The sequence below is a fragment of the Rhizobium mesoamericanum STM3625 genome, from assembly GCF_000312665.1.
In the GTDB taxonomy this organism is placed as follows: Bacteria; Pseudomonadota; Alphaproteobacteria; order Rhizobiales; family Rhizobiaceae; genus Rhizobium; species Rhizobium mesoamericanum.
The window spans coordinates 2,849,380-2,875,773 of sequence record NZ_HF536772.1; the positions used below are offsets into that span (position 1 = coordinate 2,849,380).

Below are 26,394 nucleotides of genomic sequence, written 5' to 3' on the forward strand. Positions count from 1 at the left end.
CGACGCCGATATGGTATTCATAAGAGGCAGTCATGCTTCCAACTCCCTTGTTGAGATCTTCGAAACCCCAATAAGGTAAGCCGCAAGGCTGGAAGCGTGACTGTCCCTCGATCACCACCTGCATCTCAGTGATCCGTTCTCTCCAGAGGCGGCCTCTTTCATGTCACCTCCCCAGATAACAAAAAAGCCGCCCCAAGAGGCGGCTTTTCCGTAAGCGAAAACGCCTCGCGCTGATTAGCGAGAATAGAATTCGACCACCAGATGCGGCTCCATGACGACCGGATACGGAACGTCGGAGAGCGAAGGAACGCGGGCGAAGGTAGCAACCATCTTGTTATGGTCGACTTCGATGTAGTCCGGAACGTCGCGTTCAGCCAGGGAAACCGATTCCAGAACGGAAACGAGCTGCTTCGACTTCTGACGAACTTCGATGACGTCACCAGCCTTGCAACGGTAGGAACCGATGTTGACGCGGACGCCGTTCACGGTCACGTGGCTGTGGTTCACGAACTGGCGGGCAGCGAAAACGGTCGGAACGAACTTGGCGCGATAAACGATCGCGTCCAGACGGGACTCCAGAAGACCGATCAGGTTTTCGGAGGTGTCACCCTTGCGGCGTGCGGCTTCAGCGAAGATTGCACGGAACTGCTTTTCGCGCAGGTCACCGTAGTAGCCCTTCAGCTTCTGCTTGGCGCGCAGCTGCACACCGAAGTCAGAGAGCTTGCCCTTGCGGCGCTGACCATGCTGGCCCGGGCCGTATTCGCGGCGGTTCACCGGGGACTTAGGACGACCCCAGATGTTTTCGCCCATACGGCGGTCAATCTTGTACTTGGACGATTCGCGCTTGCTCATCGTATTTCCTTTCAGAAAGTTAGAACGGCTTGTTGCCAAACCGCGTGAAGGAAACACGCCCTCCTTTGATCTTCTTTCGAGGATCCGACAGGATCATCCCATTACGCGAACAGGACAAATCCACGGGACATGTCAAATGAAACACCGGACATCTCTGCCCGGTGCTGGGCCGGTCTTTAGGGCGAAGTCGCTGGAATGTCAATCACAATTCCATATCCTCGCCCATCAATGCCGCCTTGAGCGTGGCCGTTGCGGCCTATTTGGCGCTTGCCGCCTCGGACTTCAGGCCAAGCGCGTCACTGATCGTATAGAACAGATCCGTCTGGTCCGTCAGACCGGTGACATTGGCCGCACGCGGCCCATAGGCAGCGATGCGCAGCTGCGAACCCGTGTGGCCTTGGTCGTTCTCGTCTTCGGAGTTACCGTAGCTTACTGCCATAACAGCACCATCCTTCGTCATCAGCGCTTCGGTCAAGCCTGGCGCCTTGGCATCAGCTTCGATGATCTGGCTTGCATGGGCATGGTCGGCGGTGACGATAACGAGCGTGTCGCCGGCTTCCTGCGCAAATTTCAGCGCTTCCTGAACGGCTTCATCGAGATCCACCGTCTCACCGATCTGACCGCATGGGTTGGCGGCATGGTCCTGCTTGTCGATCGACGCGCCCTCGACCTGCAGGAAGAAGCCCTTCTCATTCGTCCGAAGCAGTTCGATCGCCTTCGCGGTCATTTGCGCCAACGTCGGGGTTGCCGCCGTGCGCTTCTCGTTCGGCTTGCAGACGACTGGCTCCTTCTCGACATTGCCGTAGTGGCTGGCCTTCGGGCCTTCCCAGCGAACCGGCATATTGCCTTCGGCAAAAAGGCCGAGCACTGGCGTCCTGTCGTTTGCCTGCCTGACGGCCTCAAGCTCATCGAGGTTCGAAACGATCTTGTAGCCGCGCTCCTCGGCCTGCTGGCGGAGCGTCTTGTCCTTCCATTCGCCCGCTTTAGCGGTCTCGCCAAAGCTCTTGGCGCCACCGCCGAGTGTCACGTCGGCACGTGCATTCAGCAGCTGCTCGCTGATCGACCCCTTGCCGCCGTTTTCAAGCGCGTTCGTCGGGCATTTCTCGGTTGTCGATGCCGGGCCATAGCACTTGCGCTGCGTCACGTGTGCAATCTGGACGGCAGGCGTTGCGTCCTGCAGTTCAGCGGTCGAGACGTTGCCCGTGCCGACGCCGGCAGCCTTTGCCTTCTCAAGCAGCGTTTCGTGGGCTTTCTCATGGATGTCGACGCCGATTGCACCGTTATAGGACTTCACGCCGGTTGCCCAGGCGGTGCCCGAGGCGGCGGAGTCGGTCACGTAGGTCGGCTTGCCGGTTTTCTTGTCGAGCGAATAATGGGTGTACTGGCCGGTCACCGGCAGCGCATCGATGCCCTTGAAATACTGGCCGGCACCTACCGCATAGTTGCGCGCGATGGTGATTTCGGAGTCGCCCATGCCGTCGCCGATCAGAAGGATGACATTCTTCGGGCGAGTGTCGATGAGCGCAGCACGGTAAGCCTCGGTGATGTCCCCGGAAAGGCGGCGTGCGCCACCAGGAGCGCTCGGATCGGCGCTCGCCGCGCGCTCCATTAACTTGTTCGCCGGATCATCGGCATAACCAGGCTGAATGGCAACGGTTGCAAGCAGGCCACCAACGATGAGGCGCAGTAGCTGGTAACGGACGGTGTTTCTCATGACCGAGATCTCCTTTTCGATAATCCGCATCGACCGCACGGGTCGCGCGCCTTATCGACCACCTCGATGAAGCTCGTGTGACAAAAGCAACTTCTTCGTGTGTGATTAGAGTATAGATCAGGCCGAAAGTCTCTGCGCCATCCTTACTCCTATCTGGCGGTCATTCCGCTGCGGAGCGAGCGTCACCCGCATCTGGCGCATTGGCGTCGCCCGGAGCCGTTTGGCAGTTGATATCGGGAAAGGCGACGATACGCTTGCCCGAGAAATCCGTGTGCACGACGACGGTGCCCTGCTCCTCAAAATACCCGAGCAGACGTCTCGCTCGCCGGGCCGAATGGGTGCCGTAGGCCCGCGCAATCCGTGCATCCGAGGGGCACGCCTCACCACACACAGCGGCCTTAGCCAGCATGAGGAAAACGCCCTGTAGGTCGTCGGTGACGCCTGCAGACAGCGACAGCGCCGTCGCCCAGGCTTCTGTTTGCGCGGTCGCCGCGTCCACGCCGGAGCGCGAAATCGCCACGCGGCGTCGAAACTCAGGCAAAGACATCGCAGGCCCGGGAATCCGGCGCATGCGAAGCCGCACGAGGAACTCCTGATAAAGGACAGAATCAGTTCGAAATCCCGAGCCCGGATCGTCCAGTATCTCGTGCAGTACTGCTGTCAGTCTCTCTTCGCGCTCTTCGACCGACAGTTCGGGCTGAGGTGCACGCGCTTCCGAGACAGGAGCCGAGGCAACGGGAGCAGAACGCGACAACTCGGCAAGGATGTCAGTGGTCGGTCGGGGCGCAGGCAGAGCACGACGAAGGATCGGCCTTTGAAACTCCTCCGGATCCGGGGTGAAGATCAGATCCTCGACGTCGTCAGGCGCATCCGGCAGCGGCATGAGCTTCGGACTCGACGAGCGGGCCGAGGTCTCGACATTGCCGATCTGGATCGGCAGTGGGCGGCGCGACAAAGCCGGCCCCAGCGCAACGAAATTGCCACGCTTCAGATCGCGGAACATTTCCGCCTGGCGGCGATCCATCCCGAGGAGATCGGAGGCGCGCGCCATGTCGATATCGAGAAAGGTGCGGCCCATCAGGAAGTTGGAGGCTTCCGCGGCGACGTTTTTCGCAAGCTTTGCGAGACGCTGCGTCGCGATTACCCCGGCAAGACCGCGTTTGCGGCCACGGCACATGAGGTTCGTCATGGCGCCAAGCGACAACTTGCGTGCATCTTCCGAAACATCGCCACCGACGGAAGGCGCAAACATCTGCGCCTCGTCGACCACGACGAGAACCGGATACCAGAATTCACGGTCGGCATCGAACATGCCGTTGAGGAAAGCTGCCGCCGCACGCATCTGCTGCTCGATATCGAGACCCTCGAGCGTCAGGACGCAGGAGACGCGATGCTGGCGGATACGATTGGCAATACCGGCCAATTCGGCTTCCGTCCGATCGCCATCGACGACGACGTGGCCAAACTTGTCGGACAGCGTAACGAAATCGCCCTCCGGATCGATGATGACCTGCTGGACCCACTGCGCGGATTGCTCCAGCAAACGGCGGAGCAGATGCGACTTGCCGGAGCCCGAATTGCCCTGCACCAGAAGACGGGTAGCCAGAAGCTCCTCGATATCGAGCGTGGCCGGATTGCCTCCCGACGCCGTTCCCATATCGATACCAACTTGCAATGTCACATTCCTCTTTCAAATCGACACGGCGTCCTAGCAGGTTTGGCCGTGTCTTTGGCAGCACGGCCGCACGAACCCACAGGAGAAAACGTCAGAACCTTGTTTTCAGCATCCTGGTGAAGACCAGGCTGATCGAGAGTGGAACAAGCAACACCGCCAACCCAACCCGCAACCCGGACATCTGCGCGATGAAGCCGATCAGAGGCGGACCAACCAGAAAGCCGGAAAGCGCCATGAAGGACAGGATGGCGACATTGGCAGCTGCCGGTCGATCCCTGAGGCTTGCTGCGGCGGTCACAGCCAGGGGAAAGCCGACCGATACACCGATCCCGACCAGCGCAAAACCCGCCAGCGTCACAAGGCTATGCCAGGCAAAGACCACGATGAGAATGCCTATAAGCGCGGCCACCCCGCAGCCGCGAGCCACCGCGATCGCCCCGAATCGGTGTTTCAGTTGGTCGCCGCTGAAGCGGCCGGCCGCCACCATCATGGCGAAAATCGTATATCCGATACCGGTCATCATGCCGTCCGTCCAGAAAACGTCCTTGAGATAGACGGCCGACCAGTCGGCGACCGCTCCCTCGGTCATGGTAATCCCGAAGACGAAGGCGCAGATACCGAGAAGCGCGCTGCTCGGAAGTTTGAACGGCATATGCGGCTCCGCGGAACCAGCCTCACGATCGGGCGGCAGTCGGCGACTTGCTACAATGGCAAACGGCAGAACCACGAAGGCCGCCGCCATGATCGCCCATTCGGCCGGCACGGCAGCTGCCACCATTCCCGATCCAAGCAGGCTGCCGACCATGATGCCAAGGCTCCAGAAACCATGGCAGCGGTTCATGATGATCGAGCCGGTATCCTTTTCAGCACGATCTGCTTCAACATTCAGCCCGAGCTCCAGGGTCGACATAGCAACGCCAAGCAGCGCAAGCGCGATGAAGAGTTGCAGCGGCGTGCGCGAGAAAGCGGGAAGGCAGACGATCACCGAGAATGCGAAGAATCCCGCAATGACGGTGGTTTTGCCACCGATGCGCGATACCAGTCGTCCGGCGACAGGCAGCGTCGACAGAATACCGATCGGCATGCCGAGCAGCGCCAATGCAAGATCAGCCGGACCAAGCTCGAGACGAGCCTGGATTTCGGGAATGCGCGGCAACCAGCTACCGAATGCGATCGGCTGCAGAAAAAAGATAGCCATGACAAGTTTTTGGAACGACATGCGAAGCCTGGCGGGACGAATCACATCCGACAGTCTGCGCAGTCGCCTGGCTTTGCGATAGCCCCTAATGTCTCGCGACGATGACTGGCTTGGCGCGAGCGCCTGATTCAAGCCTTAAGACCAAATCCCTGCATTAGCCGCCGCGTCGCAAAATCGGGATTGCCAGAGGTGAAGACCGCGAGGTCGAAGTTGTCAGGGTGTACGCCATCGGCGGCCTGCGGCACGAGGCTGCGTGCACGCCGCGCGATTGCCTCCGCCGGATCGAGCCAATCGACCGGCCAGGGCGCGAGCCGACGGAAAACGTTGGCCATGAAGGGGTAGTGCGTACAGGCGAGAACCACGATATCGGTCTTGGAACCATCCTTCTCCACGAAGCACTGGTCGATCTCCGAAAGCACAGCCTCATCCGATACGGCATCGCCGCGAATATAAGCCTCTGCTATTCGCGCGAGATTTTCCGAGCCGACCAGGCGCACATGGCACTGCTGCGCGAAGGACTGGATAAGGTCGCGCGTATAGGCGCGCTTCACTGTGCCAGGTGTCGCCAGAACGGAGACCAGCCCTGAGCGCGTCCGCTCAGCGGCCGGCTTGATCGCAGGTACCGTGCCGACGAAGGTCATCTGCGGAAACGCCGCGCGCAGATCGGCGCCAACGAGCGTAAAGGCCGTATTGCATGCGATGATGCAGACCTCGGGATGATGCTCTGCAAGCAACTCGGCGAAAAGACCGATGATTCGTTTCTTCAGCGCCTCCTCTTCCCAGCTGCCATAGGGAAAGCCGGCATCGTCGGCGATGTAGATGAAGCCACGCTCCGGCATCAGCACACGCGCTTCGCGCAAGACGGTCAGCCCTCCGATGCCGGAATCGAAGACCAGTACCGGTTTCAGCTCATTTTGCGCTGCTGTCATCTTCCGATTGTTCCTTGGCGTCGACAGGCGGCCGGCTCCCGCGCGGATATTTCCGCGAGAAGCGGTCGAGGGAGGAGATCACGCCGCGCAACACGCTGATTTCCTGCTCCGTGAAGGCGCGGCGGGAAAGGACTGCCCGCAGGTTGTCCACCATTTTGGGCTTTTTCGCGGGTGGATGGAAATAATTGCGCGCTTCCAGCGCCTCTTCCAACTGGTCGTAGAGCCCGAAGAGCTGTTCTTTCGTCGATTGCGTCTGCGACGTCGCTTGAAAGGGAACGGCCGCTACATCCTCCATCCCCGACTTCATCCATTCGTACGACATCAACAGCACGGCTTGAGCGATATTGAGGGACGCGAAGGCAGGGTTGACCGGAAAAGTCACGATCTCGTCGGCCAGTGCCACCTCTTCGTTATTGAGCCCCCAACGTTCACGTCCAAACAGAATGCCGGTGCCCTCGCCTGCTCGGAATTTCCCGCGCAGTGTCTCTGCCGCAACGACTGGTGCGCGCACCGGCTTGAATCCGTCCCGCTCCCGCGCCGTCGTTGCGTAGACGAAGTTGAGATCGGCAATCGCCTCTGCCAGCGTCCCGAAAATCTTGGTGCCCTCGATTACATGATCGGCCTTCGAGGCGGCGGCCTGCGCTTTCTCGTTTGGCCAGCCGTCGCGCGGGTTGACGAGCCTCAGTTCCGACAGGCCAAAATTCGCCATGGCGCGCGCCACCATTCCGATATTCTCGCCCATCTGAGGTTCGACAAGAATGATGACCGGGCCCTCCGTAAGAAGCTGCCGCTCGCTGTTCGTGCCTGCCATAACGCTGATCCTTTTGTTATGCGCGCAATAGCCAAACCAGGCCAAAACGGCAAGGGTCAAGCGTCCCGCGACGTCAGGACGTTCTGCGGCGGTGCTTGCATACGATGTCCAAAGCTGGCGTTAAGGCGGCTTCCGGGAAGGCTAGCCGGAAGTATTGAGCGCCTGCCGCCGTCACTGGCCTTTGGCGATCTTCACCATGGTCTCCTTGAGCGAATTCACCGGCTGGCCGGGATCGCCCTCAGTAACGATGTCATCGATAACAGGCCTGCCCGCCTCATCGCGCATCTCGAAGCGCACTGTGGTCACGGCCTGCTTGTCCGACCCGTCGTCCATGCAAGTAGCCTTCTTGAAGGTGACAACGACTTCCGTCGTTCCGCCGGTGGCCGGCTGCGGCGCATAGGTCAGGTCTTCGAGCGGACACGCATCCTCACCGTTGACGATCACGTCGTAGTCGAAGGGCGAGACACCGTCCTCGTCGGCAGCCGGGTTCTGGATAGCAGCCTGGTATTTGGTCACGAAGTCCTTGCTGTATAGCCGCGACAGCTTGGTTGCATCGAAGATGTCAACCCAGTCGCTGTCCGCCCCCGACCAGTTCTTGATCGTTGCGTCCATGATCTCCCTGACTGGCCCTGTGACATCGCCGGCAAGGATTGGCGCGGTCGAGCCAAGGACGAGTGCTAGGGCAAGAGAAATCTTCTTCATTACGAATATCCCGGCGATGGTTTCGCGGCGGAGACTAGCTATTTTCCACCACTTGGCAATGGCCGCAAAAACGCCTTCCCCTCCTGCTTCCGGCTTTGCACTCCCCGCGCACAATGCTATAGCGCACGGGATTTGATATCACCCACCCGGGACGCCGGTCCCATTCAAAGCTTTACGAGGCAGATACATGAAGAAGATCAAGGTCGCCAATCCCGTCGCCGATCTCGACGGCGATGAAATGACTCGCATCATTTGGCAGCTCATCAAGGATAAGCTGATCCATCCGTATCTCGACCTCGACATCGATTACTTCGACCTCTCCGTTGAAAACCGCGACGCCACCAACGATCAGGTGACGATCGATGCCGCCAACGCGATCAAGAAGCATGGCGTCGGCATCAAGTGCGCAACGATTACGCCGGATGAGGCACGCGTCAAGGAATTCAACCTCAAGCAGATGTGGAAGAGCCCGAACGGCACGATCCGCAACATCCTCGGCGGCGTTATCTTCCGCGAGCCGATCATCTGCAAGAACGTCCCGCGTCTCGTTCCGGGCTGGACGCAGCCAATCGTTGTCGGCCGTCATGCCTTCGGCGACCAGTACCGCGCGACCGACTTCAAATTCCCAGGCAAGGGCAAGCTGACGATCAAGTTCGTCGGCGAAGACGGCCAGGTCATCGAAAAGGAAGTGTTCGACGCCCCGGGCGCTGGCGTTGCGATGGCGATGTACAATCTCGACGAGTCGATCCGCGAGTTCGCCCGCGCCTCGATGATGTACGGCCTGATGCGCAAGTGGCCAGTGTACCTGTCGACCAAGAATACCATCCTCAAGGCCTATGACGGCCGTTTCAAAGACATCTTCGAGGAAGTCTACGAGACCGAGTTCAAGGACCAGTTCAAGGAAATCGGCATCACCTACGAGCACCGCCTGATCGACGACATGGTCGCTTCGGCCCTGAAGTGGTCCGGCGGTTACGTTTGGGCGTGCAAAAATTACGACGGCGACGTCCAGTCCGATACCGTTGCCCAAGGCTTCGGCTCGCTTGGCCTCATGACCTCCGTTCTCTTGACGCCGGACGGCAAGACGGTTGAAGCGGAGGCCGCACACGGCACGGTTACCCGCCACTACCGCCAGCACCAGAAGGGCCAGGAAACCTCGACGAACTCGATCGCCTCTATCTTCGCCTGGACCCGCGGCCTCGCCCATCGTGCCAAGCTCGATGATAATGCCGAGCTCGCAAAGTTCGCAGCCACGCTCGAAAAGGTTTGCGTCGACACCGTCGAAGCCGGCTTCATGACCAAGGATCTGGCGTTGCTCATCGGCCCCGATCAGCCGTGGCTCTCCACCACCGCCTTCCTCGACAAGATCGATCAGAACCTGCAGAAGGCAATGGCATAAGGCAGAGCCAATATGAGGATGGACGGCGGGGATTTCCCCGCCGTTTTCGTTTCAGCGACAAGTAAGAGGGACAAAGGAATGACCGCAACGATCCGTCCACTCCAACCATCCGACCGAGGCGCCTGGGAGCCGCTGTGGGCCGGCTATCAGCGCTTCTACGAGGTCTTCATTCCTGCGGAGACAACGGATCTGACCTGGGGCCGTTTTCAGGACCCTGCCGAAGACATGTACGCACTCGGCGCCTTCGACGACACTGGCCGCCTCGTCGGTATCGTCCATGCAATTTTCCACCGTTCGACCTGGTTGTCGAAATGGACCTGCTATCTCCAGGACCTCTTCGTCGAAGACACCCAGCGCGGTCTCGGTACCGGCGCTGCTCTCATTGATGCCGTCGCTGACCTCGCTCGGAAGAATGGAGCTGGTCGGCTCTACTGGATGACGCACGAAACAAACGCCACCGCGCGGAGACTCTACGATCGGATCGCCGAGCGATCTGGCTTCATCCAATATCGCAAGTCGCTCTAGATCGTTATCGACTTTGCGCTCGACGCTTCCGTCCTATTTCCCGCATGACCAGCCTTGATACGCTGCGTTGAGATGGAGGAACGGCAAAGGAAGCGAGGAGGAGTACATGAGAGACGAACTGGTATTTTATACGAACCCTATGTCGCGCGGTCGTATCGTCCGCTGGATGCTGGAAGAGACAGGCGTACCCTACAAAACAGAGATCATGACCTTCGGCGGAACCATCAAGTCGCCGGAATACCTTGCCGTCAACCCGATGGGCAAGGTTCCCTCGATCAGGCATGGCAAGACGGTCGTGACGGAATGTGCCGCCATCTGCGCCTACCTGGCCGATACCTTTCCGGAGGCCGGCCTTGCTCCGAAACCGGATGAACGCGGCAGCTATTATCGATGGATGTTCTTCACCGCCGGACCACTCGAGGCCGCGGCGACCAACAAGGCATTAGGCTTCGAAACGCCGCCGGACAAGGCCCGGATGGCGGGCTACGGCTGTTTCTCCGACGTTATGAAGACTCTTGAGAGCGCGGTCAGCACCACGCCTTACGTTGCCGGCAATCGCTTCACGGCAGCCGATGTCTACGTCGGCTCTCACATCGGGTGGGGCCTGAGCATAGGGACGCTTGAAAAGCGCCAGGCGTTCGTGAACTATCTCGGCCGCATCACCGATCGCCCCGCCTACAAGCGTGCTACCGCGATCGATGACGAAGCCATGAAGGCTGCACAGTAATGACCAATTGGCTCAGGCGAGCGGCATGTATATGTCCGTCAAGGTGCCCGGTCGGCGGAACTTCTCGTGGGCTATTGACGTATTCCTCGAAGATCACACTGCCACGGATCTGTCGGTCCGAGGCCCTACCCATCTGCATGTACGAACCGATATGCGGCGCGCCAAGCAATTGAACCGGATCAATCTCCCGTAAGGTAACGTCAGGCATGGTTGCGGTCTTTCCGTCAAGTGAGGTTCGAAGGCTGGGTGGCTTCTCTCTTTCCCGTACTGTGCTCGCGGCATGCCCTAGGCCGATTTGAAGATGCGGTTAAACCGCGCGATAGATCTGGTGGTGCTCGACATGCAGGCGATACCGGCAACTTTCTCCATGTGGAGCTTCTCGTCGAAATGATCATGGATATTAGGGGGCGTTTGCGCGGGGCCGAAATACGACCTTAGGCGATCAGGCGGTTACCCCTAAGGACATGACAGCTTTCACAAGAAAGGAATTGGAGGGATTCGCCAAACAACAGCCGTTCGACAAACTCCCTGTAGACGGCAACAGGTGACCAGTCGCTCGTCGATACCGTCCAGATTTCCGGTGCTGGGCACCGAGCGGTCATTGCACCACACGGGATTTCCACATTTGTGCATCGCGCCACTGCTGCCATTGCTGCCTCAGCTTGCTTCTGGACATGCCAATGGATTCATCGAGAATCTCGACTTTGAGGAGACGTTCGGTGCGGAAATGACGGAAGGCATGTTTCGATTGACACCACGCGATCAGGAGGCTGTGCGTATCGGCATAGCCGAGAAGCACAGGCCACACGATGCGGCTGGTGACCGCGCCATCCGCAGCGCGATAGTCGAGCGCAAGCTTTCGGCCTTCTCTGATCGCCGACCGGAGCGGACGCGTGTCGCGTGTCACATCGCCGCCGACATCATCCGGTTTGATGCCGACGGCCGGTTGGGCAATATAGGGAAGAAGATCCTGCGGCATGACCGATGTGATTTTGGCCATCACATCGCTCGCGGCATTCCGGATGGCCGCATCATTCAACCTTGCCACCATTTGAACGCCCAGCACTACGGCCTCGATCTCGTCGGGCGTCAGCGTGAGCGGCGGCATATCGTATTGCGCGTCGAGCACGTAGCCGAACCCCGCTTCGCCTTCAATGGGAACACGCTGGGCAATCAGGTGCGCGATATCGCGGTAAACGGTTCGCCGCGCGACCTCAAGTTCATCCGCAAGCTCAGACGAGGTCACCGGGCGGCTCGATCGTCGAAGAATCTGGATGATCTGGAAAAGCCGATCTGCTTTTCGCATGCCTGATGACTCCTGCTGCCACAACGCTGTCAGCACGGCTCTGTCACAAAAGCAGGGAAAGAAATAGTCGCGTACCCAAGGAGAAGATCGTGAAATTCGCATCCACCCGCCTAATCGCCTCGGATATCAACGGCATGGTGGCCTTTTATGAACTTGTGACGGGCTGCAGCGCTGACTGGCTTGCGCCTGTCTTCGCCGAGATCGTCACCCCCGGCGCGAGCCTTGCAATCGGCAGCGCGGAAACCGTGGCCTTGTTCAGCGAGGGCAGCTCGGAGCCAGGGGTCAACAGGACGGCCTTTCTCGAGTTCATGGTGTCGGACGTCGATGCGGAATTCGCCCGGCTTAAGGACCAGATTACGGTCGTGCACGCACCCAAGGATTTGCCATGGGGCAATCGGACAGTGCAGTTTTCCGACCCGGAGGGGACACGCGTTGCCCTCTATACACCCGTAACCGATGCTGCGAGGCGGCGTTTCGCTGGCCGTTGACTGACCGACGCCGTTTATCGGGCACAAATGCAAAGCGGCTGCGAAATGCGTCACTCCGCAGCCGGCTCAAAATTCAGATTATTACCAGTACTGGCGGTTCAAACGGCCAGTGCCGCGGCAACTACCTCGATTGCCTCATGCGCCTTCGATCCATCCGGACCGCCGGCCTGCGCCATATCAGGACGACCGCCGCCACCCTTGCCACCAAGCGCAGCAGACGCGATGCGCACCAGATCGACCGCGCTGAAGCGACCAACGAGATCTTCGGTGACAGCAACGACAGCGCTTGCCTTGCCATCTTCGGCGACGCCGATCAGCGCGACAACGCCGGAACCGAGGCTTGCCTTGCCGTCATCGGCCAGGCCCTTGAGATCCTTGGGGTCCACACCGGAGATTGCCTTTCCAAGGAACTTGACGCCGGCAACATCACGAACCGCATCCGCAGAGCCGCCCTGCCCGCCGCCCATTGCAAGCTTGCGCTTGGCATCGGCCAACTCGCGCTCAAGCTTGCGGCGTTCCTCCATCAGCGCCTCAACACGAGCGAGAACATCTGCCGGCTGTACCTTCAACGACGTCGCAAGCGATTTGACGCGCTCGTCCTGCTCGGCCAGGTATTCACGCGCGGACTCGCCGGTGACCGCCTCGATCCGGCGCACGCCGGCACCAACCGCGCTTTCACCCAGGATACGGATCAGCCCGATCTGACCGGTCGCACCGACATGCGTGCCGCCGCAAAGTTCGATCGAATAGGGCTTTCCGGCCTTCGCGCCACGCACGCCCTCGCCCATTGCCACGACGCGAACTTCGTCGCCGTATTTTTCGCCAAACAATGCCATCGCGCCTTCGGCAATCGCGTCATCAACGCTCATCAGGCGGGTGGTGACCGGTGAATTCTGCAACACGATCTCGTTCGCCATCTCCTCGACGACCTTGAGCTCGTCAGCCGTCATCGGCTTTGGATGCGAAACGTCGAAGCGTAGGCGCTCTGGGGCGACGAGCGAACCCTTCTGTGCCACATGCGTGCCCAACACTTCACGCAGCGCCTCGTGCAGCAAGTGGGTGGCGGAATGGTTTGCGCGCAAGCGCGAGCGGCGCGCATGGTCAACGGTCAACGCGACCGGGTCGCCCGCGTTCACCTTACCTTCGACGACCGTGCCGATATGGACAAAGAGGCCTTCGCCCTTCTTCTGTGTGTCCGTGATCTCGATCTTGGCAGTATCGGAGCTAATAACGCCTGTATCTCCCATCTGGCCGCCGGACTCACCGTAAAACGGCGTCTGGTTGACGACGATCTGAACCTTGTCGCCCGACGCCGCCGAATCAACCGACCTACCGTCCTTTACGATGGCCTGAATGACGCCCTCCGCGGACTCGGTGTCGTAGCCCAGGAACTCCGTTGCCCCGTGTTTTTCCCTGAGTTCGAACCAGATCGTCTCTGTAGCCCTGTCGCCCGAGCCGGCCCAATGCGAGCGCGCTTCAGCCTTCTGCCGCTCCATGGCGTCGGTGAAGCCGGAAATGTCGACCCCGATTTCGCGGGCGCGAAGCGCATCCTGCGTCAGATCGAGCGGGAAACCATAGGTATCGTAGAGTTTGAAGGCGGTTTCGCCATCAAGCATGTCACCCTTGCCGAGTGTCGTTGTGGCATCCGACAGCAGCGAAAGTCCACGCTCCAGCGTCTTGCGGAAGCGGGTTTCCTCGAGCTTCAGCGTCTCGGAGATCAGCGATTCCGCGCGGACCAGCTCCGGATAGGCACGCCCCATTTCTTGGACGAGTGTCGGCAAAAGCTTCCAGATCAGCGGTTCCTTGGCGCCCAGCAGTTCGGCATGGCGCATAGCGCGGCGCATAATGCGGCGAAGCACGTAGCCGCGGCCTTCATTCGAGGGCAACACGCCATCGGCAATCAGGAACGCCGATGAGCGCAGGTGGTCGGCAATGACGCGGTGGCTCGCACGACGCTCGCCCTCAGCCTTTACGCCCGTCACTTCTTCCGAAGCCTCGATCAGGGCACGGAACAGATCGATGTCGTAGTTGTCGTGCTTGCCCTGCAGAACAGCCGCGACGCGCTCCAGGCCCATACCGGTGTCGATCGACGGACGGGGTAGATCGATGCGCTCTTCCTTGGTGATCTGCTCGTACTGCATGAAGACGAGGTTCCAGATCTCGATGAAGCGGTCGCCATCTTCTTCCGGCGAGCCGGGAGGTCCACCCCAGATGTGATCGCCGTGGTCATAAAAGATTTCCGAGCACGGACCGCACGGGCCGGTATCGCCCATTGCCCAGAAATTGTCGCTGGTCGGAATGCGGATGATCTTTTCGTCCGGCAGACCTGCAATCTTCTTCCAGAGATTAAAGGCCTCGTCGTCCGTGTGATAGACGGTGACCAGCAACCGCTTGGCGTCGATCGCGAATTCCTTGGTGATCAGGTTCCAGGCAAGCTCGATTGCCCGCTCCTTGAAGTAGTCGCCAAAGGAGAAGTTGCCGAGCATCTCGAAGAAGGTGTGATGGCGCGCGGTATAGCCGACGTTATCGAGGTCGTTATGCTTGCCGCCGGCCCGGACGCACTTCTGGGCCGTCGAGGCCGTCTTGTATGGCCGCTGCTCCAAGCCGGTGAAAACATTCTTGAACTGCACCATGCCGGCGTTGGTGAACATCAGGGTCGGATCGTTGCGCGGAACCAGCGGGCTCGACGAGACGATTTCGTGGCCGTTCTTCTTGAAATAGTCGAGGAAGGTCGACCGGATATCATTCACACCGCTCATGCTATGCCCTTCAATGCTGCCGGAAGGCAGGTCAAAACTTAAATTCAGTGGCTTTTATCGCTCGCCTTAACCACTGTCCAGCAGACAAACAAAACCGGCCGCATTCAGACCAAAGAATGCGACCGGGTTTGAACTCGAGGAAACCGAAGGAAGGCTTAGCCGTCTGCGGCTTCGTCTCCGTCATTGGCATCAGGGCCGCCATTCGCCAGGAAGCGGTCCGCAATCAGACCGGCATTCTGACGAAGTGCTGTTTCGATTTCGCGCAGCAGATCCGGATTGTCGCGCAGGAAGAGCTTCGCATTTTCGCGGCCCTGGCCGAGGCGCTGGCTGTTATAGGAGAACCACGCGCCCGACTTCTCGATGATACCCGCCTTGACGCCAAGATCGACCAGTTCGCCGGTCTTGGAAACACCCTCGCCATACATGATGTCGAATTCGACTTGCTTGAAGGGAGGCGCCATCTTGTTCTTGACGACCTTGACGCGGGTCTGGTTGCCGATGACCTCTTCGCGCTCCTTGACCGCTCCGATGCGGCGAATGTCAAGGCGGACAGACGCATAGAACTTGAGCGCGTTGCCGCCGGTCGTCGTTTCCGGCGAGCCGAACATGACGCCGATCTTCATGCGGATCTGGTTGATGAAGATGACCATGGTGTTCGACTTCGAGATAGAAGCCGTCAGTTTGCGCAGCGCCTGGCTCATCAGACGCGCCTGGAGGCCCGGCAGATTGTCGCCCATCTCGCCTTCGATTTCGGCACGCGGCGTCAATGCGGCGACTGAGTCGACAACGAGAACGTCGACCGCACCGGAACGGACCAGCGTGTCAGTGATTTCAAGCGCCTGTTCGCCCGTATCCGGCTGCGAAATCAGCAGATTCTGCAGATCGACGCCGAGCTTGCGGGCGTAAACCGGATCGAGCGCATGTTCGGCATCTACGAAGGCACAGATGCCGCCCTTCTTCTGCGATTCGGCAATGGTTTGCAGCGCGAGTGTCGTCTTACCCGAGCTTTCAGGTCCGTAAATCTCGATGATACGCCCTTTCGGAAGACCGCCGATTCCGAGCGCTATATCCAGTCCGAGAGAACCCGTCGATACCGTTTCGATCTCGACGACGTTCTCGTTCGAGCCGAGCTTCATGATTGAGCCCTTGCCGAACGACCGCTCGATCTGTGAGAGTGCCGCTTCAAGTGCCTTGCTTTTGTCCACCGATTTGTCCTCTACAAGCCGCAATGTATTCTGTGACATTCGATCCACCTTTAGGTTATTGAAGCCGCTCAAGCAATGTCGCCGCCGATGCCGATTTTGTACCGTATTTGTTCTCACTGCGCAAGCGGCGCTCAAATATTTGAAACAACAAGGTAAACTTGCCTGTGTTCTACATTTGTTTTGGTAATGGAAAGCAACAGCTTAGAGATAGGGGCTTGCTCGCCAGTCGACCAGTGGCGGCAGCACGATTCGTACCTTTCGGCCATGCGGGACGATGAAATGAAGCGGAAGATTCTTGTTCTCGGCGGGGCCCACATCGACAGGCGCGGACGCATCTCAGGAGACACCGTGGCTGGCGCCAGCAACCCGGGTTCATGGTTCGAGGAGCCGGGCGGCGGCGGCTTCAATGCCGCGCGCAATCTTGCCCGGTTGGGCTTCGACGTGACGATGATTTCGCCCCGCGGCGGTGATCCGATCGGCGAGATGGTCAGCGAGGCGGCCGATTTCGCAGGTGTCAACGATCGCCCCTTCGTTTTTCTAGATCGGAAGACGCCGAGCTACACCGCAATCATCGAGAACGACGGAAACCTGGTGATTGCGCTTGCCGACATGGATCTCTACCGCATGTTCGTGCCACGGCGCCTCTCGATCCGTGCAGTCCGCGACGCCTTTGCCGCGACCGATTTCATCCTCATCGACGCCAACCTGCCACAAGAGACGCTGGCATCGATCGTCGAGCGTGCGAAGGTGCTTGGCAAGCCGGTGGGCGCGATCGCAATCTCGCCGGCGAAGGCCATCAAGCTGAAGCCGTGCATCGAGGGAATCGACTATCTTTTCCTCAACGAGGCCGAAGCCGCCGCACTGACGGGCGAACGACCCAACGATCCGGCACATTGGCCGTCACTGCTGGGTGACATCGGTTTGCGCGGCGGCGTCGTCACGCGCGGCCAACGCGAGCTCATCGCCTTTGCTGATCGCCACGCAATAGCGCTGCAGCCTGCAAATCTCGAAGGCGTCGCAGATGTCACTGGTGCGGGAGATTCGCTTGCAGCCGGCGTAATCTCCGGATTGATGCGCGGGATTTCCCTGGCCGATGCCGTTCGGGAGGGAGCTGCTGCCGCAGCGCTGACCGTCCAATCGCCGCATGCCGTCAATGAAAACCTCTCACCGAATTTGATCAGGGAGACACTTTTCCTTGTTCCGCCGGCGAGAATTCTGCATTGAAGGCCGTACCGATGAAATGGAAGAGACAATGACGAAGCCGATCTCCCCCCTCCTGCCAATCGCCTATTCCAAAGAGGTCACAAGCGCCAAGCAGCGCGGCGCGCCGATCGTGGCGCTTGAATCGACCATCATCACGCACGGCATGCCCTACCCCGGAAACATCGAGATGGCCCGCAGCGTCGAGGCGCTTATCCGTGAGCAGGGTGCCGTGCCCGCTACCATCGCGGTCATTCACGGAACGCTGCATATCGGCCTCGAATCCGATCAGCTGGAACAGCTGGCGCAGGCCAAGGACGTCCTTAAGGTCTCGCGCGCCGATCTCGCTTTTGCGATCGCCGAGCGCCGTCACGGTGCAACGACCGTAGCCGCGACGATGATCGCCGCCGAGCGCGCCGGCATCAAGGTCTTCGCCACAGGTGGCATCGGTGGAGTCCACCGCGGTGCTGAAGAAAGCTTCGATATCTCTGCTGACCTCGAGGAACTCGGTCGTACCGGCGTCATCGTCGTCTGCGCCGGCGCAAAGGCTATCCTCGATATTCCGAAGACCTTGGAAGTGCTGGAAACCGCAGGCGTGCCTGTCGTCACCTATGAAAGCGAGGAATTCCCCGCCTTTTGGTCGCGCGCCTCGGGATTGCGCAGTCCGCTGACACTCAACAGCCCAGCCGCAATTGCCAATTTTCAGACGGTGCGCGAGCAGCTCGGCATTGACGGCGGCATGCTGGTCGCCAATCCCGTCCCGGAGGCAGACGAGATCCCCCGCGAGGAAATGGAGATCTACATCGAACGCGCGCTCGACAGCGCCGAGCGCGATGAAATCAGCGGCAAGGAAGTGACCCCTTACCTGCTCAGCACGATCTTCGACCTGACGGACGGCCAGAGTCTGAGGACCAACATCGCACTCGTAGAAAATAATGCACGACTGGCGGCGGAAATTGCCGTCGCGCTGGCCGGATGATCAATCAAAAAGGGGCGCTGCGGCGCCCCTTAACTGTCGAGCGTCTCCTTGACGACGACAGCAAGCTGCTTCAGCGAGAACGGCTTCGGCAGGAAGCCAAACTTGGAGTCCGGCGGCAGGTTGCGGGCAAACGCATCTTCGGCATAGCCTGAAACAAAGATGAACTTCAGATTCGGATAGTTCTTGCGCAGTTCGCGCAGCAGCGATGGACCATCCATCTCGGGCATCACGACATCTGAAACGACGATGTCGACCTTCCCTTCGAGCTCGTCCATGATATCGAGCGCCTCGACGCCGGACCCGGCCTCGTAAACCGTATAGCCGCGGGTCTCAAGCATGCGCTTGCCGCCGCGACGCACTGCTTCCTCGTCCTCGACCAGCAAAATGACCGCTGAGCCCGTTAGGTCCTCGGGTTGTTCGACCTGCGCCGGCGCCTGCTCGGCAGGCGCACCGGTAACAGCCGTGACGGCATCACCTTCCGCCGCAACGGCTGGCTCGACAATGTGGCGCGGGAGGAAGACGCGGAATGTTGTGCCTTTGCCAACTTCCGACTCGGGCTGAATGTAGCCGCCTGATTGCTTGACGATGCCATAGACCATCGCGAGGCCAAGGCCCGTTCCCTTGCCCACCTCCTTCGTCGTGAAGAAGGGCTCGAAAATCTTGTCCATGATCTCGGGCGCAATACCGGTTCCATTGTCCGAGACCTCGACAAGGACCATGTCCTCATGCGGCATGTAGGAATAGTTGAATGCCGCCACCTCTGCCGCTGTCACGTTCTTCGTGCGCAGCGTTAGCTTGCCACCCTGCGGCATGGCATCGCGTGCATTGACGCAGAGGTTGATCAACACCTGCTCGAACTGCGACAGGTCCGTCTTGACGGGCCAGAGGTCGCGGCCGTATTCGACGTCGAGTTTGACATTTGTTCCCGACAGCAGTCGATCGACCAGCATCCTGAGGTCGCCGACCACATCGGTCAGATTGAGCACGGTCGGCCGCATGGTCTGCTTGCGCGAGAAGGCCAGCAGTTGCCGAACGAGCACGGCGGCGCGATTGGCGTTGCGCTTGATTTCCATCAGGTCGGCAAAGCCAGGATCCGCGGGCCGCGCCTGCAGCAGAAGATGATCGGAGGAGAGCAGAATAGCCGTCAGTACGTTGTTGAAGTCGTGCGCGATGCCACCGGCCAGCGTGCCAACCGCGTTCATCTTCTGCGTCTGCGCCATCTGCGCTTCAAGTGCCTTCTGCTCGGTCACCTCGACGGCATAGACAATTGCGGCTTCTTCTGGCGCCTCATCGCTCTGGTCGATCACCGCATTGACGTAGAACCGGAAATGACGGGCCTCGTCCGTTGGTGTGCGAGAGTCGATCGGAGGGATGTCGCCCTGCCGGTCTTTAGCCGCCGCAAGCGCCTGCTGCAGCTTCGACCTGTCGCTCTCTTGAACAATGACTTCGAGCAAGGCGCCGTTCTCTACGTCATCACGGGAAACCATCCCGGAAAACAGCTTCAGGAACGGTGCGTTGGTCCGCAGGATCCGGCCTTCGCCATCAACCGAGGCAATCGCCATCGGCGTGTTGTTGAAGAAACGGGTGAACCGCATGGCAGCCGCCGTGGCGGATTGATCGCTCTCACCACTCTTCTGACGCGTAAGCACAATCGAACGGCTTTCCCCCGGCGCGCCATCGCGCATCGACGTCACGCTGTGGACGATCTGTGCCGGCAGGCTCTGACCATTCATCTTCTTCAGGTCGAGATCGAGCGTCACGGTCTTTTTCAGACCCGGATCAGCCTGCACGGATTGAATGAGCGCGAGTCCCTCGCCCGCGACGAAATCGCCGATTGTTACTGAACCGGGAATGAATTTGGTGAGATCGATACCAAGCCATTCCGCGAGCGTTGCGTTAAGATAAAAAATCTCGCCCTTTCGGCCGGCCGAAAAGAACCCGGCTGGTGCGTGGTCCAGATAGTCGATCGCATTCTGCAGTTCCTTGAAGAACCGCTCCTGATCGTCGCGCTCGGAGGTGATATCGCTGATCTGCCAGATGTGGAGCGGCTTGCGCCCGATCTCCTCGCTCTGCAGGGTTCGCGCTTTCAGACGGTACCAGTGCGCGCCCGCACCGCTCGTTGAAGGGCCAAGCGAGCGCAGCAGGCGGAATTCCTCGCTCCCCTCCCGGCCTTCACGAAGGCCGGTGGAGAGACGATAAAGCGCCTCGTTCGATTCCCGATGTCGCGACAGCAGCGCTTCGAGCGTCTGAATTTCCGTTGACTTGCGGGCGCCTGTCAGTTCGCCATAGGCGGCATTCGCGTAGACGATGCGCCCCTTTTCGTCGGTGATGAGCGACCCATCGGGGTGACTATTCAAAAACGCACGCGCAAGGCTGTCGGACTGCCGCTGCGGCATAACTTCGATAAAGCCAATCACCGAGGACACGAGGAAAAAAATCCCGACCATGGCGAGCACGCCGAGAACGCCGAGCACCATTTCATTGTCCAGGGAACTCTTGAAAACGACAAACCCAGCGGCTGCGCCGATCAGCACCAGCGCAAGCAGGATGATCCGCAAGGCCGTTCCCGTGCGGCCCCCGCGGTCCAAGAGCGGTTCGCTATAGTCATCGGCCTGACGCGGTTTCGTCATCTATTTCCTCGCATGGCCTGCCGGGCTTCACTCGTAACAGGGAGACAAAGCAGGAATCAGGCGCCTTGTCCTTCTTACCAATTTGCGGTCTCCGCAAAAACACTGGTCTCTGTGAAGACTGATTGAATTCACAACGAAGAGCGCCAATTTCGCCATTAAAATGCGTTGTTAAGAAAGCATTGTTCGAATTCCACTTCGGGTTAGCACGACTGGACAAGGCCATCACGACTTGTCTACGAAGTGGAAGAAGTCGCCATGTGGTTCAAAACCGCGAAGGGAGTAAGCCAAGATGTTCGATGATCTCATGGGAGCCTATGGGAGCCGCTTCCTTCTCGCCGCCGGCGGCGTCGGTATAGCTCTATTACTGCTGATCGTCGTGCTTTGGTTCTTGCGCGGCCGCGCGCCGTCGCCCTTCGTGCGCGGTGGCCGCAATCGTCAGCCACGGTTGCAGGTTCTCGATGCGGCGGCGGTCGATGCGCGCAGACGCCTCGTCCTCGTCCGTCGAGACGACGTCGAACACCTGATCATGATCGGCGGGCCGACCGATATCGTCATCGAGAGCAGAATTGGCGAGGCTGCCGACAAGCTCACATCACTTGGGGCAACTCATCCGTCGACCTTGGCTTCAGCGCCGGTGCCGGCTGCGGTCCCCGCGATAGCGCCGCAACCTGAGACCGCGCCTACGCCGGCACCTGTTCGCATCGCGCCCGCTGAACCCCAAAATGCGCCGCCAATCCGCGGTCATGCGTCACCCGAGCCCTATGTGCCCGAACGCGCGCCAATCGAAGCGAGGCCCGAGCCGGCGATCCCTGCCACGCCACCCGCGCCTCCGCCTGTTATCGCCGAGCGCGAGCGTGCTCCGCGCCCGGCACCGTCGTTCGAACCGCACCCAGAAGCGCGCCCAGAACCGCGCCCGGCGCCCACTCCGATCGAAGCCTCGGCCGCAGCAGACATTCTCGATTCGGCCCGCCAGCGCGTGCTGTCGCAACAGCGAATTGATCCGCATGTGTCTCCTCCCTCTGTCGGGAACACGCCGGCGTCTGTGCAACCCTCATCGGCATTTGTCGAGGTTGGTACGCTGGCGCCTGTTGCGCAACCGACTGACTTCCAGCGCATTCTCGAGGAGGAAATGACCAGTACACTTGCCGCCGAGCGGATCGCGCCGGCACCACAGGCCACCGCTGCGAGGCCCGCCCCGGCGCCCGGAAACCTGCCGCGCCGGGATCCTGACATGGCGCCGCTCACTGGTGCCGATGCTGCCCTTCAGAATGAAGTCGCGCGCATCTTTGGCGAGATGAGCGTTAACCGCGACAAGTAGCGAGGCGCATGAAAAAGGGCGCCGCGGTTTCCGTGGCGCCCTTTTATCGTCGACATACCAGGACTTATTCGTCCCGGTAGACTTTTTCCCGGCGTTCGTGCCGCTCTTGAGCCTCGATGGAGAGCGTCGCGATCGGTCGAGCGTCAAGCCGCTTGAGGCCGATTGGCTCGCCGGTCTCCTCGCAATAGCCATATGTGCCGTCTTCGATACGTTGCAGTGCTGCGTCGATCTTGGAAATCAGCTTTCTCTGGCGGTCACGGGCACGCAGTTCGATGGCCCGGTCGGTTTCGGACGATGCCCTGTCAGCAAGATCCGGATGATTTGCGCTTTCCTCCGCCAAGTGGTCGAGGGTTTCGCGCGCCTCTCTGAGAATGTCATTCTTCCAGGCGACCAGCTTGGCTCTGAAGTAAGCCCGCTGATTACCGTTCATGAACTCTTCCTCTTCCGAGGGTACGTAGTTGCTAAGATCGATCTTCTCACTCAACGCGATTCTCCTGAAGAACATCTCATCTGGCGGGTGTATATCGCGAGCACTACGGTTGATTCAAGCCAAATACGCTAGGTAAACAGTTTTTTAAATCTGTCATATTTTTAAGCTAACAGATTATTTTCGCATCACTATTCCCTTGAACGCATATTCCCCTCCCGTAAGCTCTCCCTTTCCTGGCTCGAATTTGGCGGCGACACCGGCCGCTACGGTTGACGCGCGGGCCACTCAACCGCTACTGAAAAAGTCCCTTCGACGTGGACTTTCCCATGGCTGTAATCACGCCTCCGCCTTCCCGGATCTATCTGCTGCGGCACGCCGAAGCCGCTTGGGCCGCACCCGGGCAACGTGATTTTGACCGACCCCTCAGTGAGAACGGCTATGCAGAAGCCGAACTCGTCGCCAACGAGGCCGCCGACAAGGACTACAGGCCGGATCTCCTTCTGAGTTCGACAGCGGCGCGTTGCCGGGACACCGCCGACGCCATGCATCGCGCGATGGGCTCCACGCTCGATCTCCGGTTTGTCGACGAACTTTACAATGCCTCGCCCGACATTTATCTCGAGATCATCGACGCCCAGCAGGGCATCAATTCGGTTATGCTGGTCGGCCACAATCCGACCATCGAGCAGACGCTGGAAGCCTTGATTGGCCACGAGGCGCTCTCGCAGGCATTGCCGACGGGCTTTCCCACAGCCGGGCTTGTGGTTTTAGACTTCGACAGCAAGGCAGCAAGCTGGCGCCTGGTCGATTTCGTGATCGACTAAGGTCTTTTTGGACAACGCCTTTTCGCATCGACCTGCGGTTCCTATATGGCTTGTCACGATACAATCGGAATTCTGCCTTGCCGCCCAGCCTGACCTCCTTCTCCGACGACGCGCGCATCGTTCTCGACAATTTCGCGGACCGGGCATCGGGCTTCATGATCCCCACCGTGCGCCTCGGGGTCACCGGCCTGTCGCGCTCCGGCAAGACGATCTTCATTTCCTCCCTGGTCCACAATCTTCTGCATGGCGGCCGCCTGCCACTCTTCGAGCCGGTGCAGTCCGGTCGCGTCTTTGCCGTGCGCCTTGAACAGCAGCCGGACGATGCCGTGCCGCGCTTCCAATATGAGGATCACATCCGCTCGCTCGTGATGGATCGCGTGTGGCCCGATTCCACGCGAGCGATCTCCGAACTGCGACTGACACTCGAATATCAACGTGCAAGGGGCTGGAATCGTCTCTTCTCGCCCGGTCGCCTGTCGATCGATATCGTCGATTATCCCGGCGAATGGCTGCTTGACCTGCCACTGCTTAGAAAGGACTATCGCACGTTCTGCGAAGAGACGATCGCCTTGGCCAAAACAGGCATTCGAGGAGAACTCTCACGCGAATGGTTGACCCTAACCCATGCCACCGAGATTAACGCTCCCGCCGACGAGATGCGCGCCCGCGACCTTGCCACCGCTTTTGCCGATTACCTCAAGGCCTGCAAAACCGACGAACGCTCGCTCTCCACCCTCCCGCCTGGTCGGTTTCTACTGCCTGGCGACCTCGATGGCTCACCAGCACTTACCTTTGCCCCACTGGCGCTGCCCTTGGACGGCAAACCGCGCAGGGGATCGCTATGGGCTATGATGGAGCGGCGTTACGAGGCTTACAAATCGGTCGTCGTGAAGCCTTTCTTTCGCGAGCACTTTGCCCGTCTCGACAGGCAGATCGTGCTCGTTGACGCGTTGCAAGCCATCAACCGTGGCCCGGAGGCGGTACAGGACCTCGAACGCGCTCTCACCGATGTGCTGGCGTGCTTCCGTCCAGGCACCAATTCCTGGCTGTCGTCTTTGCTCGGCCGCAGGATCGACCGGGTCCTTGTCGCGGCGACGAAGGCCGATCACCTGCACCACGAAAGCCATGACCGGCTCGACGCCCTCACCCGCCGCCTGGTCGATCGTGCAGTACAGCGCATTGGCATGGCCGGTGCCCGCATGGACGTCATGGCTCTGGCCTCGGTTCGCGCCACGCGCGAAGCGACGGTAAAGCGTGACGGCCAAGACCTTCCAGTCATAGTCGGCACGCCGATGGAAGGCGAAACCATTGGAGGAGAACGTTTTGACGGCCAAAAGAAGACGGCGATATTTCCTGGCGATCTGCCGGCCGACCCGAAGAGCCTGTTCGAGCGCATCGAATCGGGCGGCCACGACAGCTCGCTTCCCGATGTAAATGTGGTTCGCTTTCGTCCACCGCACCTCGAAGAGACGGGCGGCGGTATAAAGCTTTCGATCCCACATATCAGGCTCGACCGTGCCATGCAGTTTCTGTTCGGAGATCGCCTCGCATGATCAAGCCACCATCCGAGCACCCGATACACCGCACGCCGGCCGCATTTTCTCTTGAGGACGACACTGTCGTTCGGCCGACAATCGAGGCCAAACACACCCAAAGAAGGCCGGCCAGCTTCACGGACGATATCGTGCTGACGGCCGATGAGGATGACCCCTTCCTCAATCCCGAAAAGGATGTCCCTCCAATTCCGGTCGCAGTTCCGCGCAAGCGCGGCACCTCGTTCGGAAAAATCGCGGCTGGCGCGTTCGGCATTCTCTTCTCGCTTGCCTTTGGCCTCTGGACCGACAGCCTTATACGCAATCTTTTTACCCGCGCCGATTGGCTGGGCTATACGGCGCTCGCAGTACTCGCAATCGGCATTCTGGCGGTAGTCGCCATCGTTATCCGTGAAAGCGCCGGATTGATGCGGTTGACAGCGGTGCAGACGATCAAGGCGGAAGCCGAGGCCGCCATCGTGGAAACCAAGCCGGCAAAGGCGCGTGCACTGGTCAAGCGCCTGGAAACGCTGCTCTCCGGCAGGCCCGAGACGGCCAAAGGCAGGGCCACGCTGAAAGCGGCCGAGGGCGATATCATCGATGCACCGCATCTGATCACCCTTGCAGAACGTGAGCTCCTGGCGCCGCTCGACCGGCAGGCGCGGGCCCTCATTGTCAATGCATCAAAACGAGTCTCTATCGTCACTGCCATCAGCCCGCGCGCCATTGTGGACCTTCTATACGTGTTATATGAAGCCGCCCGGCTGATCAGGGCGATGGCCGATCTCTACGGCGGTCGGCCCGGCACGCTCGGCATGGTGAGGCTGATGCGCGACGTTCTGGCACATCTTGCCGTTACCGGCTCGATCGCCGTCGGAGATAGCCTCGTGCAGCAGGTGCTTGGCCATGGGCTGGCGTCGAAACTTTCGGCCCGCCTCGGCGAAGGCGTCATCAACGGCCTGATGACCGCCCGTATCGGAATCGCTGCTATGGATCTCTGCCGCCCACTTTCCTTCCACGCCTTAAAACGTCCGGGAATCGGCGACTTCATCGGCGATCTCACGCCGTCCATGGCATCGCGTGACAAGAAATCCTGAGTGTTGACAGTTTTCTTGCGCTTGCCAGGCGCCGAACAGCGTGGGAAAATACTTGTTAGGAATTCAATGCGCTAGTGCCCTAGCGGTGGCCGCC

General features: G+C 59.9%; 22 protein-coding genes. 10 read left to right on the top strand and 12 right to left on the bottom strand.

The window, feature by feature from the left end; translation table 11 throughout:
- Positions 1–234: 234 nt before the first annotated feature.
- The 7 genes from rpsD to BN77_RS14095 form a co-directional block, all read right to left on the bottom strand.
- Positions 235–852 (bottom strand): 30S ribosomal protein S4, encoded by a 618-nt coding sequence (rpsD, locus tag BN77_RS14065; protein ID WP_007532919.1) that lies wholly within the window; start codon positions 850–852, stop codon positions 235–237.
- Positions 853–1,108: 256 nt separating this feature from the next.
- Positions 1,109–2,566, bottom strand: coding sequence for an alkaline phosphatase (phoA, locus tag BN77_RS14070; RefSeq protein ID WP_007532921.1), 1,458 nt, complete (start codon positions 2,564–2,566; stop codon positions 1,109–1,111).
- Positions 2,567–2,726: 160 nt separating this feature from the next.
- Positions 2,727–4,241, bottom strand: a complete 1,515-nt coding sequence (locus BN77_RS14075; RefSeq protein WP_007532923.1) for a helicase HerA domain-containing protein — start codon at positions 4,239–4,241, stop codon at positions 2,727–2,729.
- A 91-nt stretch (positions 4,242–4,332) separates the two neighbouring features.
- Positions 4,333–5,460 (bottom strand): MFS transporter, encoded by a 1,128-nt coding sequence (locus tag BN77_RS14080; protein ID WP_040677190.1) that lies wholly within the window; start codon positions 5,458–5,460, stop codon positions 4,333–4,335.
- Positions 5,461–5,567: 107 nt separating this feature from the next.
- Positions 5,568–6,368 (bottom strand): glutamate racemase, encoded by an 801-nt coding sequence (gene murI / locus BN77_RS14085; RefSeq protein ID WP_007532927.1) that lies wholly within the window; start codon positions 6,366–6,368, stop codon positions 5,568–5,570.
- Positions 6,349–7,179, bottom strand: a complete 831-nt coding sequence (locus BN77_RS14090; protein WP_007532929.1) for an RNA methyltransferase — start codon at positions 7,177–7,179, stop codon at positions 6,349–6,351. The genes murI and BN77_RS14090 overlap by 20 nt, the downstream gene beginning before the upstream one ends.
- Before the next feature lie 171 nt (positions 7,180–7,350).
- Positions 7,351–7,881 carry a hypothetical protein gene (locus tag BN77_RS14095; RefSeq protein ID WP_007532930.1) on the bottom strand — a complete coding sequence of 177 codons (531 nt, stop codon included), beginning with the start codon at positions 7,879–7,881 and terminating at the stop codon, positions 7,351–7,353.
- Positions 7,882–8,068: 187 nt separating this feature from the next.
- Here BN77_RS14095 and BN77_RS14100 point away from each other — a divergent pair, with 187 nt between their 5' ends.
- The 3 genes from BN77_RS14100 (at position 8,069) to BN77_RS14110 (ending at position 10,532) form a co-directional block, all read left to right on the top strand.
- Positions 8,069–9,280, top strand: a complete 1,212-nt coding sequence (locus BN77_RS14100) for an NADP-dependent isocitrate dehydrogenase (protein ID WP_007532932.1) — start codon at positions 8,069–8,071, stop codon at positions 9,278–9,280.
- Positions 9,281–9,358: 78 nt separating this feature from the next.
- Positions 9,359–9,805 carry a GNAT family N-acetyltransferase gene (locus BN77_RS14105; protein WP_007532934.1) on the top strand — a complete coding sequence of 149 codons (447 nt, stop codon included), beginning with the start codon at positions 9,359–9,361 and terminating at the stop codon, positions 9,803–9,805.
- Between the two features lie 106 nt (positions 9,806–9,911).
- Positions 9,912–10,532, top strand: coding sequence for a glutathione S-transferase family protein (locus tag BN77_RS14110; protein ID WP_007532936.1), 621 nt, complete (start codon positions 9,912–9,914; stop codon positions 10,530–10,532).
- Between the two features lie 598 nt (positions 10,533–11,130).
- Here the strand turns inward: BN77_RS14110 and BN77_RS14115 are convergent.
- Positions 11,131–11,838 carry a helix-turn-helix transcriptional regulator gene (locus tag BN77_RS14115; RefSeq protein ID WP_007532942.1) on the bottom strand — a complete coding sequence of 236 codons (708 nt, stop codon included), beginning with the start codon at positions 11,836–11,838 and terminating at the stop codon, positions 11,131–11,133.
- 89 nt (positions 11,839–11,927) lie between these two features.
- On the opposite strand from BN77_RS14115, the gene BN77_RS14120 reads away from it, so the two are divergent.
- A complete protein-coding gene (locus tag BN77_RS14120) occupies positions 11,928–12,326 on the top strand; it encodes a VOC family protein (protein WP_007532944.1) in 399 nt (132 codons plus the stop codon).
- Positions 12,327–12,424: 98 nt separating this feature from the next.
- Here BN77_RS14120 and alaS read toward each other — a convergent pair whose 3' ends face one another.
- Together alaS and recA are read right to left on the bottom strand one after the other, a co-directional pair.
- A complete protein-coding gene (gene alaS / locus BN77_RS14125; protein ID WP_007532945.1) occupies positions 12,425–15,085 on the bottom strand; it encodes an alanine--tRNA ligase in 2,661 nt (886 codons plus the stop codon).
- 155 nt (positions 15,086–15,240) lie between these two features.
- Complete coding sequence (recA, locus tag BN77_RS14130; RefSeq protein ID WP_007532947.1) at positions 15,241–16,329, bottom strand: recombinase RecA; 1,089 nt, start codon at positions 16,327–16,329, stop codon at positions 15,241–15,243.
- Between the two features lie 240 nt (positions 16,330–16,569).
- On the opposite strand from recA, the gene BN77_RS14135 reads away from it, so the two are divergent.
- Both BN77_RS14135 and BN77_RS14140 read left to right on the top strand, forming a co-directional pair.
- On the top strand, positions 16,570–17,514 hold the full coding sequence (locus BN77_RS14135) for a carbohydrate kinase family protein (protein ID WP_007532949.1): 945 nt from the start codon (positions 16,570–16,572) through the stop codon (positions 17,512–17,514).
- A 28-nt stretch (positions 17,515–17,542) separates the two neighbouring features.
- Positions 17,543–18,469, top strand: a complete 927-nt coding sequence (locus tag BN77_RS14140) for a pseudouridine-5'-phosphate glycosidase (RefSeq protein WP_007532950.1) — start codon at positions 17,543–17,545, stop codon at positions 18,467–18,469.
- A 29-nt stretch (positions 18,470–18,498) separates the two neighbouring features.
- Here BN77_RS14140 and cckA read toward each other — a convergent pair whose 3' ends face one another.
- Positions 18,499–21,099, bottom strand: coding sequence for a cell cycle histidine kinase CckA (gene cckA, locus BN77_RS14145; protein ID WP_007532951.1), 2,601 nt, complete (start codon positions 21,097–21,099; stop codon positions 18,499–18,501).
- A gap of 289 nt (positions 21,100–21,388) precedes the next feature.
- Between cckA and BN77_RS14150 the strand changes: the two genes are divergently transcribed.
- Positions 21,389–22,417 carry a flagellar biosynthetic protein FliO gene (locus BN77_RS14150; protein ID WP_007532952.1) on the top strand — a complete coding sequence of 343 codons (1,029 nt, stop codon included), beginning with the start codon at positions 21,389–21,391 and terminating at the stop codon, positions 22,415–22,417.
- Between the two features lie 64 nt (positions 22,418–22,481).
- Here BN77_RS14150 and dksA read toward each other — a convergent pair whose 3' ends face one another.
- Positions 22,482–22,901: an RNA polymerase-binding protein DksA gene (gene dksA, locus BN77_RS14155; RefSeq protein ID WP_007532954.1), complete on the bottom strand. Its 420-nt coding sequence runs from the start codon at positions 22,899–22,901 to the stop codon at positions 22,482–22,484.
- Between the two features lie 272 nt (positions 22,902–23,173).
- On the opposite strand from dksA, the gene BN77_RS14160 reads away from it, so the two are divergent.
- From BN77_RS14160 to BN77_RS14170, 3 genes are all read left to right on the top strand, one after another.
- Positions 23,174–23,671, top strand: a complete 498-nt coding sequence (locus BN77_RS14160; protein ID WP_007532956.1) for a SixA phosphatase family protein — start codon at positions 23,174–23,176, stop codon at positions 23,669–23,671.
- Between the two features lie 77 nt (positions 23,672–23,748).
- Complete coding sequence (locus BN77_RS14165) at positions 23,749–25,224, top strand: YcjX family GTP-binding protein (RefSeq protein WP_007532959.1); 1,476 nt, start codon at positions 23,749–23,751, stop codon at positions 25,222–25,224.
- Positions 25,221–26,300 carry a YcjF family protein gene (locus tag BN77_RS14170; protein ID WP_007532960.1) on the top strand — a complete coding sequence of 360 codons (1,080 nt, stop codon included), beginning with the start codon at positions 25,221–25,223 and terminating at the stop codon, positions 26,298–26,300. Before BN77_RS14165 ends, BN77_RS14170 begins: the two co-directional genes overlap by 4 nt.
- Positions 26,301–26,394 lie beyond the last annotated feature (94 nt).

What these genes read in the sequence shown, in the direction of transcription:
- rpsD (WP_007532919.1), bottom strand. Translation starts at nt 852, where the DNA reads ATGAGCAAGCGCGAATCGTCCAAGTACAAGATTGACCGCCGTATGGGC.
- phoA (WP_007532921.1), bottom strand. Translation starts at nt 2,566, where the DNA reads ATGAGAAACACCGTCCGTTACCAGCTACTGCGCCTCATCGTTGGTGGC.
- BN77_RS14080 (WP_040677190.1), bottom strand. Translation starts at nt 5,460, where the DNA reads ATGTCGTTCCAAAAACTTGTCATGGCTATCTTTTTTCTGCAGCCGATC.
- murI (WP_007532927.1), bottom strand. Translation starts at nt 6,368, where the DNA reads ATGACAGCAGCGCAAAATGAGCTGAAACCGGTACTGGTCTTCGATTCC.
- BN77_RS14090 (WP_007532929.1), bottom strand. Translation starts at nt 7,179, where the DNA reads ATGGCAGGCACGAACAGCGAGCGGCAGCTTCTTACGGAGGGCCCGGTC.
- BN77_RS14095 (WP_007532930.1), bottom strand. Translation starts at nt 7,881, where the DNA reads ATGAAGAAGATTTCTCTTGCCCTAGCACTCGTCCTTGGCTCGACCGCG.
- BN77_RS14100 (WP_007532932.1), top strand. Translation starts at nt 8,069, where the DNA reads ATGAAGAAGATCAAGGTCGCCAATCCCGTCGCCGATCTCGACGGCGAT.
- BN77_RS14105 (WP_007532934.1), top strand. Translation starts at nt 9,359, where the DNA reads ATGACCGCAACGATCCGTCCACTCCAACCATCCGACCGAGGCGCCTGG.
- BN77_RS14110 (WP_007532936.1), top strand. Translation starts at nt 9,912, where the DNA reads ATGAGAGACGAACTGGTATTTTATACGAACCCTATGTCGCGCGGTCGT.
- BN77_RS14115 (WP_007532942.1), bottom strand. Translation starts at nt 11,838, where the DNA reads ATGCGAAAAGCAGATCGGCTTTTCCAGATCATCCAGATTCTTCGACGA.
- alaS (WP_007532945.1), bottom strand. Translation starts at nt 15,085, where the DNA reads ATGAGCGGTGTGAATGATATCCGGTCGACCTTCCTCGACTATTTCAAG.
- recA (WP_007532947.1), bottom strand. Translation starts at nt 16,329, where the DNA reads ATGTCACAGAATACATTGCGGCTTGTAGAGGACAAATCGGTGGACAAA.
- BN77_RS14135 (WP_007532949.1), top strand. Translation starts at nt 16,570, where the DNA reads ATGAAGCGGAAGATTCTTGTTCTCGGCGGGGCCCACATCGACAGGCGC.
- BN77_RS14140 (WP_007532950.1), top strand. Translation starts at nt 17,543, where the DNA reads ATGACGAAGCCGATCTCCCCCCTCCTGCCAATCGCCTATTCCAAAGAG.
- cckA (WP_007532951.1), bottom strand. Translation starts at nt 21,099, where the DNA reads ATGACGAAACCGCGTCAGGCCGATGACTATAGCGAACCGCTCTTGGAC.
- BN77_RS14150 (WP_007532952.1), top strand. Translation starts at nt 21,389, where the DNA reads ATGTTCGATGATCTCATGGGAGCCTATGGGAGCCGCTTCCTTCTCGCC.
- BN77_RS14160 (WP_007532956.1), top strand. Translation starts at nt 23,174, where the DNA reads ATGGCTGTAATCACGCCTCCGCCTTCCCGGATCTATCTGCTGCGGCAC.
- BN77_RS14170 (WP_007532960.1), top strand. Translation starts at nt 25,221, where the DNA reads ATGATCAAGCCACCATCCGAGCACCCGATACACCGCACGCCGGCCGCA.